Genomic DNA, 17,052 nt, shown 5'->3' on the forward strand with positions numbered 1-17,052 from the left:
GCCGGAAATATCCGGCGGCTGCCGGTCTGTGCGCGCAGGACTGCGCCGTGCCGGATTTAGCGGTCCTTGCTCAGGCGCCAGCGGATATCCCTGGCGCGTTCCACGAGGTCTGCAATCGCGGACTCGTTGTCTGCGCCTTCGGCAGAGTCGATTTTTGCCGCGTCGTCCGACCAGCTGGCAATATCGGCGGTCGCTGCCTCGATCTCTGTCGTGGCGGACTCCTTGTGGGCTGGGGCGGTGCGGGCCATCTCGCCCTGGCGTTCGGCCAGCAGCCCGCAGAGTTCTGCGTGAATCTCTTCCAGTCTCTCAACTTTCAGTGCCATCTTGTCCTCGCTTTCTGTGGTTCCGGAACGCCCGCCCCCGCGTAGCGGCGACAGGGCGGAGCCTGGTGCTGCCTGGCCGTTTCGGCCTTGGCTGCGTCAGGCCTCAGGTACTCAACGCAGACGGGGCGGCTTGGGTTGCAACATATCAGGCCCGGCGGCCGTTAGGTCCGCCGGGCCTGGGTCGTTGTGCTGGCTGCCGGAGCAGCCGGCCGGTCAGCCGGTTCTGGTGAAATCAATCACCCAATGGGTGCCGACGTCCGGCTCCTTTACATCGTCCCGCATAGCCGCGTTCAGCATCTTCAGCCCGACCAGGACCGGATTGGAATCCGAGGCCCAGACCGCCGCTTCGCGCGGGGTCAGCTGAAGCAGGGTGACCTTGGGATCGTCGCGCCCCTTCTCAAACCAGGCGGCAACCGGCGGACTCCAGAGCCGGTCGAGAGTCGCGCTGCTTTCGCTGACGGCAATCGGCCCCTTGACGGAGGCGTGGTAATCGCCCTTTTGCGACTGGTAGACAAAGGTTGCCTCGCCGCCGAGACCAATTGCACCAGCCAGATCCGTGTCCGCAGAAGTGATAAACCAGATCGCGCCGCTGTCCGGGTCGGCGAAATGGGTCATCGGCTGCGGGTGCTGGCGGCTTCCGTCAACCGAAAGCATTCCGGCGCGGGTGTCCTCCAGCCGTTTCCACAGCTGGGCGGCGGCGTCTTCTTGACTGTCGGGTCTGCGGGCCATTTCAGAGAGCGCCCAGAATGCGGTCGACGGTCTGGCGGACTTCATCTTTGGTCTTGCCCAGGCGCTGCTGCAGCAAGCCTTCCAGCTGCTCGCGTTCGCCCTTGGTCTGTTCCAATTCGTCGTCGGTCAGCTCTCCGTAAGATTCGCGCAGGCGGCCTTTGAGTTCGGTCCACTTGCCGGTGATGCGGTCGTCGTCCATGTCGTGTCCTCCGTGGTGTCTGCGAATTTGCGCCGCAGTGCGGCGTCATATAGAGAACGCCTCAGCGGCTGCAGAGTTCCTTAATTTGCTGAGTAAAGTGCCGGGCGCTGCGCTGGCGGCAAACCATACCAGGCAAGGCGGCAACCGCACCATTGGTCATCCAGGTGCGGTCGCCGGCAGGGCGGTCGGGGCCAAGCTGGTGAAGGACGCTGACACCGACATTGCCTGTCAGCAGCATGCCCGGCCAGCGCGCTGCCAGCATGGTCTGTTGCAGCAGCCTGCTGGCGGCCTCCGGTTCGCCGGCCGTGACGGCACAGCGCTGCGCCAGGGGGTGCCGCGGGCTATTGCCCGGCGGCTTCCAGCCGTGCGCTGGCCTTGCTGTGCAGGCGGTCCATCTCCTCGCGCAGGGCGGCTTCGGCCTTGGCGGCCAGCGCGTCGCGGTGCGCGCCCAGCAGCTCGTCCTCGCGGCGGGTGGCGGGCAGCAGCGCGCCGATCAGGGCGCCAAGGCCAAGCGCGATCGCACCGGCCGCCAGCGGGTTGTCGTCATAGAAGCTGCGGCCGCGCGCCGCCGCCCGGGCGGCCTGGGCCTCGACCTTTTCCTGCGCCTGCAGCGCGGCGGTGCGCGCCGCCAGCACCCGTTTGCGGGCCGCATCGGGCAGCGCCTCCAGGCCTGCGTTCAGGGTCTCGCGCATCTTGCTGGTGCGGAAGTTTTCGTCACTCATCCCGGTCATCTCCTTCTTGATGGCGGCGTCTGCCGCCGCAACGCGGGCGTCAAACCCGCCCATGGCGGCCGCGGGCGGCACCGCCGCGGGGGCGGGTGCTGCGCGGGGCGGGCGGCGGCCGGTGCCGGTGAACATCAGCGCCAGCCCGGCGCCGGCCAGGACCAGCCCGGCCGGGTTGCGCCGCGCGGCGGCCATCGCCTGGCGGCCCAGTTCGCCGCCATAGCCGTTGGCGGCGGCGGCAATCTGCTGCGCCGCGGCCTGCGGCGCCACCGCGCCGGTCAGCCCGGACAGCGACGCGGCAAGGCGGCGGCGGTCGGCTTCGACCTGCTGTTCGAGGGTGTCAGTGCTGGGCATCAGCGGCCTCCTTGATCGTGGCGGCATCTTGTTTGACGTTGCGCAGCGTGCGCCCGGGCAGCAGCGCGCCGCTGCTGAGCCGCGCCCGGCCCGCAAGCACCAGCGCCAGCGCCGCCGCCAGCAGCGCGCCGCCAACGATCAGCGCCGCCAGCCCGGGGGCAAGGCCCGCGGCGGCGATCCAGGCAACCAGCGCCGCCGCCAGCACATGCACCCCGGCCAGCGCCAGCAGCGCAGCCCCGGCAATCAGCGCCAGCCCGGTGCCGGCGCGGGCGGCGTTCTCTTTCAGCTCCGCCTTGGCCAGGGCGGCCTCGCTGCGCAGCAGCGCGGCGAAACGGCGAAGCGTCTCGGTGAACAGTTCGGGGGCCTGGCGCAGATCAGGATCCGGCATCGGGCGCCTCCGGATGGATCGGCGCGGCAGCGGCGGCGCCAGGCTGCGGCGAAACGGGCTGCGGCGAAACGGGCTGCGGTGCGGCAGGCTGCGGCGTTACGGGCTGCGGCGCGCTCGCCTTGAGAAAGCGGGTGGCGGCAAAGCCAGCCAGCGCGGCGGCGCTCAGGAACAGCAGCGGATTGCGGCGGGCAAAGGCGCTCACCTCCTGCACGGTTTCCTCCAGATCGAGGCTGCGCACCTGGCGGGCGGCGTCCTCCAGATGGCCGGCCACGGCCTGGGCCGCCTGCGCCTGCATGCTGCCGGGATCAAAGGCCTGCGCCGCGGCCTCAGCGGCCTCGGCGGTGGCTTGAACCTCCCCGGCGGCCTGCGCCTGCGCGGCCCCGGCGCCTGCGCGGAGTTTTTCCTCCACGGCACCTTTGGCCTGGCGCCCCAGACCGGCGGCCTGGCTGCGCGCCTGCTGTTCCAGATCGGACGTATCGGTCATGTCATCTGCCTTTCTGCTGTCGGGCTGTCACAGGGGGAACGTGCGGGGGCGGCCGCAAGTTCCCTGATGAAGCAAAAACGGCCCGGCTGCTGGAGCCGGGCCGGGCGGTGTCAGGAACACACGGTTCAGATGCTCGCGGCAGAGGACCGCGGGCCGGCGATCAGCCAGGCGATGAATCCCAGCACCGGCAGGACGAGGATGACCAGCACCCAGATGATCTTCGCAACAGTTGAGGCCCCGGACCCCAGGACCTGAATAATTGCGTAGATGTCGGCAGCCAGAACCAGCAGGCCAATCAGACCATATTCCATAATATTCTCCCTTTGCCTAAGCGGTATGCATGAGTAACGCGCGCTGCCTGGCTTTGGTTCCCGTAGTCGGACAAATACTTGATTTTTGTTGTTTTTACCCGTCTTTCGGCAAGGTCTGAACGCGGCAAAGCCGCGCTGCGGGCGCGGCTTTGCGAACTGCGGAAGGTGCCTGGGAGCGCGGATCAGTTTTCCTTGTCGGCGTCTTCTTCGGCTTGCACGCTGCCTTCTTCGGCTGCATCTTCTTCCGGGCTTTGGACATCAACGGTAGGGACGGTCACGGTCACTTCTTTGGTGCCTGTTTCAATATCGCCCACGTCGGCATCGAATTCAGGCAGCTGACCGCCCTCGACGCTGACATCGACGTCCGGCATGCGGGTTTCTTCGGTCTGATCAATGTCGATCATGAAAATTGCAAATGCCAGCACAACAACAGCGGCAATGACGGCGATAATAATGGAAGGCTTCATAACACGTTCCTCTTGGGTTGCATTGGCTGGTCAACGCACGGCAAAGCGAGCGGGTTCCCGTTTTTTTTATCCGGGCTGCGATAAAGGCTGACGAAGCCGGGTTTCCGCATCCGTATGAACACAAAAAGAAAAAGCCCCCGCAGGAATCCAGCGGGGGCGAAGTCGGCGGACCGGAAGGGGACGGGTCCAGAAGCAGCGGCAGGCTGCTATCCCAGTTAAGACGCCTGACTTGCAAAAAGGTTCCGGGAGTTTTGGTGTTTTTTCGGCCGCCGTTTGAGCATCAGAAAGGAAGCCCTGAGGCGAAGACCGCTGCCTCGCGTTCTCTTTCTGCGTCTGCCAGTTCCAGTTTTCCGGATCGGGGTGTTATCTGCCTGTTGAGTGACTGGAACACCTGCAGGCGGGGGCAGCCGGGCCGCCCGCAATCCCGCGTGCGGCACCTGCAGGGTGTACGCCGTGCGGGTTGAGATCTTCGCTTCTTGATGGAGCGCATGAAACCGGGGCTGTGCCCGCAAATCGCTTCTGTTTTCTGCAAAAAAGTTCCAGCTATGGAAGTTTTTCTGGAACCTTTACGAATTGGCCGCGTTTGCAACCGGCAACGATCCGGATTCTGCCGCCTGGCGGCAAACGGATACGGCGTGCTTGCCAGGATGTTCTGACAGAACGGATGGGGCGGCATACTGATACATCGCGGGTTTCCGCCGGCGCTCCGGGAATGGGCCCTTACCTCGTGCCAGGACTGGAAAACCGGCGGTAGCCCGCGATGTCCTCAGGCCAGGCTCTAACCGGAGCCTGGCCTGGAATTTTCAGCCTGTAATGCGGGTTATGTTAAGTGAATGGCGCAAGAAGCCGCCGCAGACGGATGCCTGCGGCGCGGGTGCGGTCTGGTTTGGCGGGCGCTCAAGGGTCTGGCTTCCTGGCAGAACAGTCAGCCCTTCATCGGTTTACCCGCAACATAGGTCTGTGCGATTGAGCGGTCGTCACCCAGGGTCTGCAGGATGAACAGCTCCTCGAACAGGGTTTCCGCCCGCTGCATCCGCAGGTCCATCGCCGGGGTGGCGCGGGAATCGAGCACCACGATATCGGCCTCGGTTCCGGCGTCCAGCGTGCCGATCTTGTCCGCCAGCCCCAGCGCAACGGCATTGCCGCGGGTGATCCAGTGGAAAGCGCGCAAGGGGTGCAGTTTCTGGTTCTGCAGCTGCAGGACCTTGTAGCCCTCGTTCAGGGTCTGCAGCATCGAATAGCTGGTGCCCGCGCCGATGTCGGTGGCAATGGCGTTGGTAATGCCGCGCGCGCGCAGGCCTGCGTCGTCAAACAGCCCGCTGCCCAGGAACAGGTTGGAGGTCGGGCAGAACACAGGTTTCGCGCCTGTCTCCGCCAGCGCATCGATTTCCCGCGGCTTGAGGTGGATCGAGTGGCCCAGAAGCATCTTTTCCGTCAGCAGCCCATAGGACTGGTAGACGTCCAGATAGTCCCGGGCCTGCGGATAAAGCTCTGCTGTATAGGCGATCTCATCGTGGTTTTCCGACAGATGGGTCTGGACGTAGCAATCCGGGTGCTCCTTCACCAGCGCGCCGGCCATTTCCATCTGATCCGGGGTGGAGGTGATGGCAAACCGCGGGGTGATCGCGTACATGCCGCGGCCCTTGCCGTGGTATTTTTTAATCAGCGCCTTGGTGTCGTCATAGCCGCTTACGGGCGTGTCCAGCAGGCCCTCGGGCGCGTTGCGGTCCATCATCACCTTGCCGCCGATCATCCGCATGTTGCGGCGTGCGGCCTCGGAGAAATAGGCCTCGGCGGAGGTTTTGTGGACTGAGCAATAGGCAACGGCGGTGGTGGTGCCGTGGCTGGTCAGCAAGTCAAAGAAATGCCCCGCCATCTCAGCGCTGTGGCCGGCTTCGGCAAACCGGACCTCCTCAGGGAAGGTGTAGTTGTTCAGCCATTCCAGCAGCTGCGAGCCCCAGGAGGCGATCACCTGCACCTGCGGGAAATGCAGGTGGGTGTCGATGAAACCGGCCATCAGGATGTTCGGGCGGTGGTCGATCACCTGCGCCTCTGCCGCCTGCTGGGCCAGCGCATCATAACTGCCCTTGGCCAGGATCATGCCGTCCGCGACCAGCAGCGCGCCGTCTTCGATGAACTCATAGGCGCTGGTGTCCTCAGCCCCTTGCGGTTCGGCGGTAAAGCTCAGCACCCGGCCGCGCAGCAGCGTCTGTTTCGATGTCATGTCTTTGATGTCCTTGGTTCGCAGGCAGGGGGCGCGCGGCCCCCTGCCCCTTGTCGGGTTGGATTATTCGCCTGCCGGCAGATGCGGCACATGCGGTTTGATACCGTCGCCTTCAGCTTCTTCCTGCACATCCGCCTTGTGAAAGATCGGATAGATAAACAGGAAGCCGGCAGCGATCAGGTAGCCCATGGCAACACCGCTGAATTCGGGCCAATGCAGGCTGGCAGAGTGGATCACGCCGATCAGCGACATCACCGCCGCCGCCAGGGCAAAGCCGCCCGCATTGCGGAAATCGCCGTCGATCACGCTGGCCACGATGGCACCCCAGATCAGACCGGTCAGGATCGCACCCTGGCTGAGCGCCAGATGGCCTTCGTAATGCGCGCCTTGCTGCAGCAGTGCTGCGGTCAGTTCAGGATCGCCCAGCTGTGCCATACCGGTGGCGCCCAGTGCGCCCAATGCGCCGGCCAGTGCGCCCCATTTGATCACCAGGAAGGCAGAGACATGCGGCATCATCGCAATGGTCACCGCAGCGATATGGTCGGTCTTCACCGAATGCGCAGTATTGGTCACCAGGCTGAGCGCCACGAACACCAGCACCGGTGCGGCAGCGGCCACGGGGATCAGGGTGTTGAGGAACGCCAGGAGGCCAAAGAAGGCTGCAATCGGGATCACCAGGCCAACGCCGATGATATAGCCGGAGCGCGCGCCCATCCGCTTATACGCGGGGTGGCCGATATAGGCGGTTGTCGGGAATGGCGAGCCAAACACCGCACCGATCATGGTGCCGACCCCGTCGGTCACCTGGCACAGGGCCACCGGGTAGTGGTCGCCTGCCGCTTCGGCGCTTTCGACGTTGTTCATGGTTTCGATGAAGTTGTAGATCTGCACCGGAACCAGCACCAGGAACAGCTCGGGGTTGGCAAACAGATGCTGAATACCTGCAACCAGGTCGCCAAAGTAAGGAACCGGCAGGTAGACGCCGACGCCCTCAATCGAGACCGAGGCCTTGCCCATCGCCAGCGCCACAACGGTGCCGACGATTAGCGCCAAAAGGCCCGCCGGGATGTTGAACGGCAGCCGGTGGCGGCCCACCAGGCCCCACAGGATGATGATCATCGAGGCAAAGCCGATGAACGGATCCTCAAAGATCGTCGCCAGCGGCACGGTGCCGATGAACACCAGCGCGATGCCGCACAGGGTGCCGAGCATGCCGGCGCGCGGGGTCACCCGTTTCAGCCAGGGGCCGACGATGGCGCCAAGGCCGGCGACGATGCCGCCCATGAAGCCCGCGCCGATACCCACCTGCCAGGCCAGCATGGCGTCATTGGTCGACCAGTAGATCGGTCCGATCACGCCGAACAGATAGACGAACATCACCGGGGTCGAGATGCCATAGGGCAGCGCGGTCACGTCGCGCCCTTCTTTCTCGGCGGTGTGCTTGGCCAGCCAGGTGTAGACCGCGATACCGGCCAGGATCGCCACTGCGGCGCCGGGCACAATGCGGCCGAACACGATGTCCGCCGGCATGTTGAACACAAACTGACAGATGCCAGATAGCACGATCAGGTTGATCAGGTTGTCGGTGAACAGCGCCCAGAATGCACTGAAGTCATTCCGCGCGAACAGTTTGTACGTATAGCTCCGCCCTGTGGTCATGGCGGCCTCCTCCTATCAGAGGACGCAGTCCTTAACGGCTGTTTGCTCCAGCCGTGTCTCCCTCTGCGTCCGGTTGCTTGCCCGTTTGGGGCAATTCCTTGCTCCGTGCTGGAGCGGACGCGGCAGTTTCAGAGGTCAAATCAGCGATCACTTCCGCCGCCACGAAGGCCGCGATGACGCTGGGCCGCTTGTCGCGGCTGCCGCCTGCCCCGATGGGGCAGATGAGACGGTCGGTTCCCAGACCGTCGCAATTGTTCCGGCACCAGCGGCGGAACTTCTCCCGCTTGGTGGCCGATCCGATCAGGCCGACATAACCGGCATCGCCGCGCTGCAGGGCAGCGGAGGCAAGCAGGAAGTCGAGCGCGTGATCATGGGTGAGAACGACAAAGGCGCTGCCCGCCGGGGCGGTGGCAATGTCGATCTCGGGAATTGCGCTTTGGCGGATTTCCACATCCGCTTGTGCCAGGGCCAGCTCTTCGGCGCGCTGGTCAATCAGGATGCAGCGCACCGGCATATGCTGGAACAGATCTGCCAGCGCCCGGCCCACGTGGCCTGCGCCCATCACATAGACATGCGGCAGCGCCAGTTCCTCGGCCTGCTGGCGGGCAATGGCATCTTCGCGGTCGGCTTCGCGCATCTGCGCCAGCGACATCTCCACCCGGCCGCCGCAGCATTGGCCGATTTCCGGCCCCAGCGGCACGTCCAGCGTGTCGCTGATCACACCCTGCTTCAGCATCCGCCGGGCGTGGTCGATGGCGATATATTCCAGCTGGCCGCCGCCGATGGTCCCCCACAGGCCTTCCGCCGCTACAAACATGCAGGTGCCGGTTTCGCGCGGGGAGGATCCGCGAACGCGGGTCAGCGCGACCCGCACCACATGTTTGCGGCTGGCTAGAAAATCCTGGAGGGAGGGGCGGCGGGCCATGGCTCAGCCCTGCCCTTTGAGGGTTTCGATGGCCATCAGCACGCGCTCCGGCGTCGCCGGCGCATCCAGACGCGGGCAGACCTTGTAGTCCGCGGTGCTGGCGACAGCCATCGACAGTGCTTCGAACACCGAGATGCCCAGCATGAACGGCGGCTCACCCACGGCCTTGGACCGCTTGATGGTACGCTTCTTGTTCACCGACCATTGGGCCAGCTGCGTGTTGAAAATGCGCGGCCGGTCGGAGGCCAGCGGGATCTTGTAGGTCGAGGGCGCATGGGTGCGCAGGCGGCCTTCGCCGTCCCACCACAGTTCCTCTGTGGTCAGCCAGCCCATGCCCTGAATGAACGCGCCCTCCACCTGGCCCTTGTCCAGCACCGGGTTCAGTGAGCGACCCACATCATGCAGGATGTCGGTGCGCTCCACCCGGTACTCGCCGGTCAGCGTATCGACCGACACCTCGGAGCAGGCGGCGCCATAGGCGTAGTAGAAGAACGGCTGCCCCTTGCCCGCCGCGCGGTCCCAGTGGATTTCCGGTGTCTTGTAGAACCCCGCAGCCGACAGGTGGACGCGGGCCATATAGGCCTCTTTCACCAGCGTATCAAAGGGGATCTCTTCACTGCCAACGCGCACACGGTTGGGCAGGAATTCGATCTCCGCTTCGGACACTTCATATTTTTCAGCCGCGAATTTGGTCAGCCGGGCAATGATCTGCTCCGCCGCATCCAGCGCCGCCATGCCGTTCAGATCCGACCCGGACGAGGCCGCGGTGGCAGAGGTGTTCGGCACCTTCTCGGTGGTGGTCTTGGTGATCTTGATGCGCTCGAAATCGACCTGGAACGCATCGGCCACAACCTGCGCCACCTTGGTGTTGAGGCCCTGCCCCATCTCGGTGCCGCCGTGGTTCAGGTGGATTGAGCCGTCGTTGTAGACGTGGATCAGCGAACCCGCCTGATTGTACCAGGTCGCGGTGAAGGAGATGCCGAATTTCACCGGCGTGAGGGCGATGCCCTTCTTGATGATCTTCGATTCCTTGTTGAAGGCGACAATCTCTTCCCGGCGCTTGCGGTACTCAGAATTTTCCTCCAGCTCCCCGATCAGCCGGTCGAGGATATTGTCCTCCACCTTCTGGTGGTAAGGCGTCAGATCGCGGCCTTCCTCGCCATAGAAGTTGGCCTTGCGCACATCCAGCGGGTCCTTGCCGAGGGCATAGGCGATCTCCTCGATCATCCGCTCCGCCGCGACCACACCCTGCGGGCCGCCAAAGCCGCGGAAGGCAGTGTTGGAGACAGTATTGGTCTTCATGGGTCTGCTTTTCAGCAGCACGTTCGGGTAGAAATAGGCGTTATCCGCATGGAACAGCGCGCGGTCGGTGACCGGCCCCGACAGGTCCGAGGAATAGCCGCAGCGCGCGGCAAAGCCGCCCTCGACCGCCTGGATGCGGCCCGCGTCGTCAAAGGCCACGTCATAGTCGATCACAAAGTCATGACGCTTGCCGGTGGCGGTCATGTCCTGATCGCGGTCCGGGCGGATCTTGACGGGGCGGTTATGCTTCTTCGCAGCGATTGCAGCCACCGCGCAGAACAGGTTCATCTGGCTTTCCTTGCCGCCAAAGCCGCCGCCCATCCGGCGCACGTTGACAGTCACCGCGTTGTTCGCCACGCCCAGAACATGCGCCACCATATGCTGCGCTTCGCTCGGGTGCTGGGTGGAGCAATGCACGGTCACGTCTTCGTCCTCGCCGGGGATGGCAAAGGCGATATGGCCTTCCAGATACATGTGGTCCTGGCCGCCGACGGTCATCTGCGCCTTGATGCGGTGCGATGCGCCCTTGCGGCCCGCCTCCACATCGCCGCGCTCCAGCTTCAGCGGGTCGGTGATCATCGGATAGCCGGCTTCCTGCGCCTGGACGGGGTCCAGCGCGTGGGGGAGCACCTCATAGTCCACCTGTGCCAGCTCAGCCGCACGGCGCGCGGCGTCGCGGGTTTCGGCAATCACCGCAAACATCGGCTGGCCGTGGAATTCGACCTTCCCGGTCGGGAACACCGGCTCGTCATGCTTGCCGGTGGGGCTGATGTCGTTGACGCCGGGGATATCATCGGCAGTCAGAACATCCACCACGCCGGGTGCGGCGCGCACGGCAGACAGGTCAATACGTTTGATGTTGGCATGCGCCACGGTGGACACACCCAGATAGGCATGCAGCGTGCCATAGGGTTCGGCGATATCGTCGGTGTATTCGGCGCGGCCGGTCACATGCTTGATTGCACTGTCGTGCTGGCGGTCATGGTGTACGGCGCCGCTGATGGTCTGATGGTCTTTCATCGCAAATCCTCCTCAGGCGACGGCCAGCCGGACGGCACCGGCGGTTTCCGCGTCATGTTCCAGGTAAAAGCGGCGCAGCAAGTTGCTGGCCGTGAGCGCGCGGTATTCCGCAGAGGCGCGCCAGTCGCTCAAGGGGGTGAAGTCCTGCTTCACCGCTTCGGCGGCTGCGTCAAACGCGGCCTCGCCCCAGGGCTGGCCGACCAGTGCGGCCTCGGCACCAGCGGCGCGCTTGGGCGTTGCCGCCATGCCGCCGAATGCGATGCGGGCGTCAGTGATCGTGCCGTCCTTCACGGTCACGCTGACCCCGGCGGCGACCGAGGAGATATCCTCGTCCCGGCGCTTGGAGATCTTGTAGGCGGCGTCGATCTGTCCGTTCGAAGGCTGCGGAATGCGGATCGAGGCCACAAAGTCGCCCGGCTCCCGGTCCTGCTTGCCATAGTCGATAAAGAAGTCTTCCAGCGGCAGGGTGCGGGAGCCGCCTTTTTTCTGCAGCGTCACTTCGGCACCCAAGGAGATCAGCACCGGCGGCGTGTCCCCGATGGGCGAGCCGTTGGCGATATTGCCGCCAATGGTGCCCATGTTGCGCACCTGCCAGCCGGCGATGCGGTCCCAAAAGGGGCCAAGGTGCGGGAAGGCATCGCGGATCGCCGCTTCGCTCTCGGTATAGGTGACGCCGGCACCGATGGTCAGCGCATCATCGGTCAGCTCCACCGCCTTCAGATCCTCCAGGTGGGCAACAAACACCACCGGAGAGATCGGCTTCATGAACTTGGTTACCCACAGGCCCACATCGGTGGAGCCTGCCACGATGGTCGCCTTGGGGTTCTCGGCCAGCACCTCTGCCAGATCCGCTGCATCCAGCGGCAGGATCGCGCGGTCGTCCTCGGGGCCGGTCACGACGCGGGCCTCGGGCTGGATCGCTTTCAGTTTGGCGGTCAGGCTGTCGCGCTCGGTGGTCAGGTAGTCATTGGCCGGGGTGCCGTACTGATTCACCGCAAGTGCCGCCTTCACAATCGGCTCATAACCGGTGCAGCGGCACAGGTTGCCCTGCACGGCGGTTTCCACCTCGGCCTCGTTCGGCTGCGGGTTTTCCATCCACAGCGCATAAAGCGACATCACAAAGCCGGGGGTGCAGAAGCCGCACTGGCTGCCGTGGTATTCGACCATCGCCTGCTGTACCGGATGCAGACGGCCTTTGGGGCCGGACAGGTGTTCAACCGTCACCACATGGCAGCCGTTGAGCGACGCCAGGAAGCGGATGCAGGCGTTCACCGCCTCATACCGCAGCGCGCCGCCCTGCAGACGGCCCACCAGCACGGTGCAGGCGCCGCAGTCGCCCTCGGCGCAGCCTTCCTTAGTGCCGGTCAGGCGCTGCTCCAGCCGCAGGAAATCCAGCAGGGTGGTGGTCGCCTTCACGTCCTCCAGCACAATGTCCTTGCCGTTCAGAAGAAAGCGTATGCCGGTTTGATGTGCCATGGGGCCTCCCGAATGTCTGTGGGGCCGTGCTGGCCCGCTTATGTTATTTTTACCTTGTCTGACTGCCACGGTTAACGGCCGCAATCGCGAAAGGCTTTCAACACCTTGTTGAAAATGATTAAGCTAATAGATGCCGGAACCGGCGTATTTGCCGCCTGCCACCGCTTTGTGCAAGCCGCAGATGCGCCCCGTAAAGGTCTGTGAACCATGTCTTATCTGGAATCTCTGCGGGTCTTTACCCGAGTCGTTGAACTGGGCAGCATCACCTCTGGCGGGCGGGATCTGCGGCTGACCCCGGCAGTTGCCAGCAAACGGATCAAGGAGCTTGAAAAGCACCTTGGCGTCCGTCTGTTCAACCGCACCACGAGATCGCTGACACCAACCGAGGTCGGGCAGCTGTTTTATGCCGAGGCCAAGAAGGTTCTCGAATCGATTGAGGACGCCGAGGCGGTGGTCTCGCAGTTCTCTGAAGCGCCGCGTGGGGTAATCCGGGTGACCGCGCCGCTGGGCGTGGGCCGCCGCATCATCGCACCGCTGGTGCCGGGTTTCGTCGAGGACTACCCGGCCACCGAAATCCGCATGCGGATGTCGGACCGCAAGGTCGATATACTGGCCGACGGGCTGGATGTGGCGTTCTTTATCGGCACCCCGCATGACTCCACCCTGAAGATGCGCAAGATCGCAGATTGCACCCGTGTTCTGTGCGCCGCGCCGGACTATCTGGAGCGCCACGGCACCCCGCAGCTGCCGGAGGATCTGCTGACCGGCCACAATTGCCTGCTGCTGCGCTACCCGCGCTCACCCGAATATTACTGGACGCTGGTAACGCCGGAGGGGCCTCGCAAGCTGGAAGTGTCGGGAAAGTATGATGCCGACGACAGCGATGTGCTGACTGCGTGGGCTCTAGACGGGCGCGGCGTCGTCAACAAGCCGCGCTTTGACGTGGCCGCGCACCTGCGCAGCGGCGCGCTGGTGGAGGTTTTGCCGGACACCCCGCCAGAGCCGACGATTTTCGGCTGCCTTTACCCGCACCGGAAATTGCAGGATCCCAAGATCCGGCTGTTTGTCGATTACGCAGTGAAACATGGGCTGGCTGCCTTCCGGCGCAGCGACGCGGGCGGATAGGCGCCAAAGAAAAAGGCGGGCACCGCTGGCCCGCCTCTCAATAACGAGGGTTCTCGCGTTAGCAGCGGTGCGGATTTTCCTCGCAGTAAACCAGGTTGGCCGCAGCCCCGACAGCAGCACCTGTCACCAGGTTTGCGTCCAGCACAGCAGCACCAGCAGCGCCGGCGCCGGCGCCATAGACCAGCCGCTCGCCGGTGGTGTCACCGCAGGCCGCAAGTGTGGTGCAAAGTGCAAATCCGATGGCGATAGTTTTCCCAAACATCGTGTTACCTCCTTCAACGTCCAAATCCCGCAGTTTTGCCGCGGTCCCAAACGGCCAGTCCCCGGCTTGTGCTGCCGGGTGAAGGGTGCCCGAAAGGGATTGGCACTGTGGTTGAACAGGCCGGAAGGCCCCGGAGATCCGGCGCAAATGGGCGCACCCTGTGCCAGTATAACACACGGCAGGGCTGTTTGGTTCCATCGCCATGCTGCACGGGCGGTGCACGGATGGTGCCGGACGGAAAATGGCCCCGCCTTTGGGGGCGGGGCCATTGGTTAGGCGGGGTGCTTTTGCGTCAGTTCGCAGCCAGCGTCAGCGGCAGGTCCTTGGAGGCACTGCCGTACCAGCGGCGGATCAGGGCGCGCTCCTCGTCCTCCATGTAGGTCACATTGGCAGGCGGCATCGCATGGGTGGCACCGGCCTGGAGGTAGATTTCCTTGGCGTATTTCGCCACATCGGCCGGAGTTTCCAGCAGCACGTTCTTGGGCGCGCGGCGGATGCCGTCATAGTAGGGCTCCCGCGCGTGGCACATGGCGCAGCGGCCCGGCACCACATTCATCACGTCCTCGAAATGCTGATTGCTGGCAAACACTTGCTCGGACTTGTTCAGCTCCCGCGCCTCGGACTCTTCGTAGGTGTCCTGCTGCAGCGGCGCCTGGCTCAGGATCATGATCCCGATGAACAGGATGGCGGTCACCGGCCAGGTCCAGGTCGGGTTGCTGGTGCCCGCGTGGTTGCTGTTGAAGTAGTGGCGGATGGTCACGCCCATCAGGAACACCAGCGCCGCGATCAGCCAATTGTACTCGGTGGCAAAGGCCAGCGGGTAGTGGTTCGACAGCATCAGGAACACAACGGGCAGCGTCAGGTAGTTGTTGTGTGTCGACCGCAGCTTGGCGATCTTGCCATATTTAGCGTCCGGTGTGCGGCCTTCCTGCAGGTCCTTCACCACGATGCGCTGGTTCGGCATGATGATGAAAAAGACGTTTGCCGTCATGATGGTCGCCGTGAAGGCACCCAGGTGCAGCATCACCGCGCGGCCGGTGAAAATCTGGTTGTAGCCCCAGCCCATGGCGACCAGCAGCACAAACAGCAGCACCATCAGGAAGGTCGGCTTTTCCCCCAGCGGCGATTTGCACAGATAGTCGTAGACCAGCCAGCCGATGCTGAGCGATGCGCCGGAAATCAGGATGCCCTGCCACAGGGCCAGATCGGCCTTGGTCGAGTCGATCAGGTACAGCTCCCCGCCCGCCCAATAGACGATCATCAGCAGGCCAGCGCCGGACAGCCAGGTCGCGTAGCTTTCCCATTTGAACCAGATCAGATGCTCCGGCATGTTTTCCGGCGCCACCAGGTATTTCTGGATGTGATAAAAACCGCCGCCATGGACCTGCCATTCCTCGCCATGCGCGCCGACCGGCAGATGCGGAACTTTCCGCAGGCCAAGGTCCAGCGCGACGAAGTAGAAGGATGATCCGATCCAGGCAATGGCGGTGATGACGTGAAGCCAGCGGACCGCAAAGCCCAGCCAGTCCCACATGATCACAAGCTCTTCCATTGTTCTCTCCTCATAAGCTTTGATCCGAGACTAGAGCATGGTGTTATTTTCATGTATTAGGTAAAAAACCCAAGCTGTTTCAAAATAACACAAAGAATACGTGAATGGCCTATCTCGACAACATCCGCACCTTCGTCCGCGTCTATGAACTTGGCAATATGTCTGCCGCCGCGCGCGACATGCGGATTTCGGCGGCGGTGGCATCGTCGCGGATTTCGCAGCTGGAGGATCACCTGAATGTGCGGCTGTTCCAGCGCACCACCCGGCTGCTCAATCCCACAGAACAAGGCAACCTGTTCTATCATGGTGCTGTCAAGATACTGGAAGCGGTGGACGAGGCCGAGGCCGATATCAGCAGCGTGACGCAAACGCCGCGCGGCACCCTTTATGTGGCGGCCCCGCTGGGGTTGGGGCAGCGGCTGATTGCGCCGGCAGTGCCGAAGTTCAACGAAGCCTATCCGTTGATTTCGATCCGGCTGCGGCTGTCGGACCGCAAGCTGGATCTGGCAGCAGAGGGGTTGGATGCGGCGTTTTTCCTGGGCGTGCCGGAGGATTCAAACCTGCGTATCCGTAAAATCGCTGATTGCCCGCGGGTGCTGTGTGCGGCGCCAGAGTACATCAAGCGGCGCGGCCGGCCGAACAGCAGCGACGAGCTGAAGACCGAGGCGCATGACTGCCTGAACCTGCGTTACCCCGGCGCGCCGGAGTTCCAATGGCCGCTGCGCAGCCAGGACGGGGTCAAGCGGGTGACTGTCACCGGGCCGTTTGAGTCCGACCACGGCGACGTGCTGACCAGCTGGGCGCTGGACGGGCACGGGATCATCCTGAAGCCGGTGTTTGAGATTTCGGAACACCTGGCCTCCGGCCGGCTGGTGCCGGTGCTGGCAGAGGAGCCGCCGATCCCGATCCAGATGGCCTGCCTCTATGTCCACCGCCGCCACCAGGACCCCAAGGTGCGGCTGTTCATGGATTTCATGGTGGACCACATCCAGGCGTCCCTCCCCTCGGAATGAAAAAGCCCGCCCCGGTTTCCCGGGACGGGCACCGCCGGCAGATGCCAAGCGGGAGGAGAGCTATGTCAGGGAGTGCGGCTCAGCTGCCGCGGTAGGTGGAGTAGCCGTAGGGCGACAGCAGCAGCGGCACGTGGTAGTGGCTGTCAGCCTCGCTCATGCCAAAGCGCAGCGGCACCTCGTCCAGGAACAGCGGGTCGGCGCCGGCCTGGCCGGTGGCGCGCAAATAACCGCCTGCGTGGAACACCAGCTCATAAGTGCCGGTGGCGAATTCACCTGCGGGCAGGATCTGTTCATCGGTGCGCCCGTCGTCATTGGTGGTCAGGCTGCGCAGGTGAATGCGCTCCTTGCCTTCGATCCGGTAAAGGTCGATCTTCAGCCCTTCCGCCGGGCAGCCGCGGGCGGTGTCCAGCACATGGGTGGTCAGAAATCCGGCCATTCCAGCCTCCTCTCAATTCCGTTTCCCTAGGTATGCGTGGTTCAGGCCAACGCATACAGAAGGAAGAGTCAAAAAGTTCTT

At 63.9% G+C, this 17,052-nt stretch carries 19 protein-coding genes; 2 read left to right on the plus strand and 17 right to left on the minus strand.

Features of this window, described 5'->3' with window-relative positions; translation table 11 throughout:
• Positions 1-56 precede the first annotated feature (56 nt).
• The 14 genes from AC5STB_RS20840 to xdhA form a co-directional block, all read right to left on the minus strand.
• Positions 57-323: a hypothetical protein gene (locus AC5STB_RS20840; protein ID WP_495444783.1), complete on the minus strand. Its 267-nt coding sequence runs from the start codon at positions 321-323 to the stop codon at positions 57-59.
• A gap of 213 nt (positions 324-536) precedes the next feature.
• On the minus strand, positions 537-1,052 hold the full coding sequence (locus AC5STB_RS20845; RefSeq protein WP_495444784.1) for a pyridoxamine 5'-phosphate oxidase family protein: 516 nt from the start codon (positions 1,050-1,052) through the stop codon (positions 537-539).
• 1 nt (position 1,053) lies between these two features.
• Positions 1,054-1,251 (minus strand): CsbD family protein, encoded by a 198-nt coding sequence (locus AC5STB_RS20850; protein WP_495444785.1) that lies wholly within the window; start codon positions 1,249-1,251, stop codon positions 1,054-1,056.
• 61 nt (positions 1,252-1,312) lie between these two features.
• The gene (locus tag AC5STB_RS20855; RefSeq protein WP_495444786.1) at positions 1,313-1,513 is read right to left on the minus strand and encodes a hypothetical protein; all 201 of its coding nucleotides are present in this window, start codon (positions 1,511-1,513) and stop codon (positions 1,313-1,315) included.
• Between the two features lie 79 nt (positions 1,514-1,592).
• A complete protein-coding gene (locus AC5STB_RS20860; RefSeq protein ID WP_495444787.1) occupies positions 1,593-2,327 on the minus strand; it encodes a hypothetical protein in 735 nt (244 codons plus the stop codon).
• A complete protein-coding gene (locus AC5STB_RS20865) occupies positions 2,314-2,715 on the minus strand; it encodes a phage holin family protein (RefSeq protein ID WP_495444039.1) in 402 nt (133 codons plus the stop codon). The genes AC5STB_RS20860 and AC5STB_RS20865 overlap by 14 nt, the downstream gene beginning before the upstream one ends.
• The gene (locus AC5STB_RS20870) at positions 2,702-3,199 is read right to left on the minus strand and encodes a hypothetical protein (RefSeq protein WP_495444038.1); all 498 of its coding nucleotides are present in this window, start codon (positions 3,197-3,199) and stop codon (positions 2,702-2,704) included. The genes AC5STB_RS20865 and AC5STB_RS20870 overlap by 14 nt, the downstream gene beginning before the upstream one ends.
• Before the next feature lie 125 nt (positions 3,200-3,324).
• Positions 3,325-3,510 carry a PLDc N-terminal domain-containing protein gene (locus AC5STB_RS20875; RefSeq protein ID WP_495444788.1) on the minus strand — a complete coding sequence of 62 codons (186 nt, stop codon included), beginning with the start codon at positions 3,508-3,510 and terminating at the stop codon, positions 3,325-3,327.
• Between the two features lie 182 nt (positions 3,511-3,692).
• Entirely contained in the window at positions 3,693-3,977 is a 285-nt protein-coding gene (locus tag AC5STB_RS20880) for a hypothetical protein (RefSeq protein WP_495444789.1), read from the minus strand.
• Between the two features lie 925 nt (positions 3,978-4,902).
• Positions 4,903-6,201, minus strand: a complete 1,299-nt coding sequence (guaD, locus tag AC5STB_RS20885; protein WP_495444790.1) for a guanine deaminase — start codon at positions 6,199-6,201, stop codon at positions 4,903-4,905.
• A gap of 63 nt (positions 6,202-6,264) precedes the next feature.
• Entirely contained in the window at positions 6,265-7,860 is a 1,596-nt protein-coding gene (locus tag AC5STB_RS20890) for a SulP family inorganic anion transporter (protein WP_495444791.1), read from the minus strand.
• A 31-nt stretch (positions 7,861-7,891) separates the two neighbouring features.
• On the minus strand, positions 7,892-8,785 hold the full coding sequence (gene xdhC / locus AC5STB_RS20895; protein WP_495444792.1) for a xanthine dehydrogenase accessory protein XdhC: 894 nt from the start codon (positions 8,783-8,785) through the stop codon (positions 7,892-7,894).
• 3 nt (positions 8,786-8,788) lie between these two features.
• On the minus strand, positions 8,789-11,107 hold the full coding sequence (xdhB, locus tag AC5STB_RS20900) for a xanthine dehydrogenase molybdopterin binding subunit (protein ID WP_495444793.1): 2,319 nt from the start codon (positions 11,105-11,107) through the stop codon (positions 8,789-8,791).
• A gap of 12 nt (positions 11,108-11,119) precedes the next feature.
• Positions 11,120-12,583 (minus strand): xanthine dehydrogenase small subunit, encoded by a 1,464-nt coding sequence (xdhA, locus tag AC5STB_RS20905; protein WP_495444794.1) that lies wholly within the window; start codon positions 12,581-12,583, stop codon positions 11,120-11,122.
• A 207-nt stretch (positions 12,584-12,790) separates the two neighbouring features.
• Here xdhA and AC5STB_RS20910 point away from each other — a divergent pair, with 207 nt between their 5' ends.
• Entirely contained in the window at positions 12,791-13,708 is a 918-nt protein-coding gene (locus AC5STB_RS20910) for a LysR family transcriptional regulator (RefSeq protein ID WP_495444795.1), read from the plus strand.
• 58 nt (positions 13,709-13,766) lie between these two features.
• Here AC5STB_RS20910 and AC5STB_RS20915 read toward each other — a convergent pair whose 3' ends face one another.
• Complete coding sequence (locus AC5STB_RS20915) at positions 13,767-13,970, minus strand: hypothetical protein (protein ID WP_291730169.1); 204 nt, start codon at positions 13,968-13,970, stop codon at positions 13,767-13,769.
• Between the two features lie 292 nt (positions 13,971-14,262).
• Positions 14,263-15,522 (minus strand): urate hydroxylase PuuD, encoded by a 1,260-nt coding sequence (locus AC5STB_RS20920; RefSeq protein ID WP_495444796.1) that lies wholly within the window; start codon positions 15,520-15,522, stop codon positions 14,263-14,265.
• Between the two features lie 104 nt (positions 15,523-15,626).
• Here AC5STB_RS20920 and AC5STB_RS20925 point away from each other — a divergent pair, with 104 nt between their 5' ends.
• Positions 15,627-16,535 (plus strand): LysR family transcriptional regulator, encoded by a 909-nt coding sequence (locus tag AC5STB_RS20925; RefSeq protein WP_495444797.1) that lies wholly within the window; start codon positions 15,627-15,629, stop codon positions 16,533-16,535.
• 79 nt (positions 16,536-16,614) lie between these two features.
• Here the strand turns inward: AC5STB_RS20925 and uraH are convergent, their stop codons facing one another.
• Positions 16,615-16,971: a hydroxyisourate hydrolase gene (gene uraH, locus AC5STB_RS20930; RefSeq protein ID WP_027233834.1), complete on the minus strand. Its 357-nt coding sequence runs from the start codon at positions 16,969-16,971 to the stop codon at positions 16,615-16,617.
• Between the last annotated feature and the right edge of the window lie 81 nt (positions 16,972-17,052).

It is taken from the genome of Leisingera sp. CC-HEC093 (assembly GCF_059429195.1).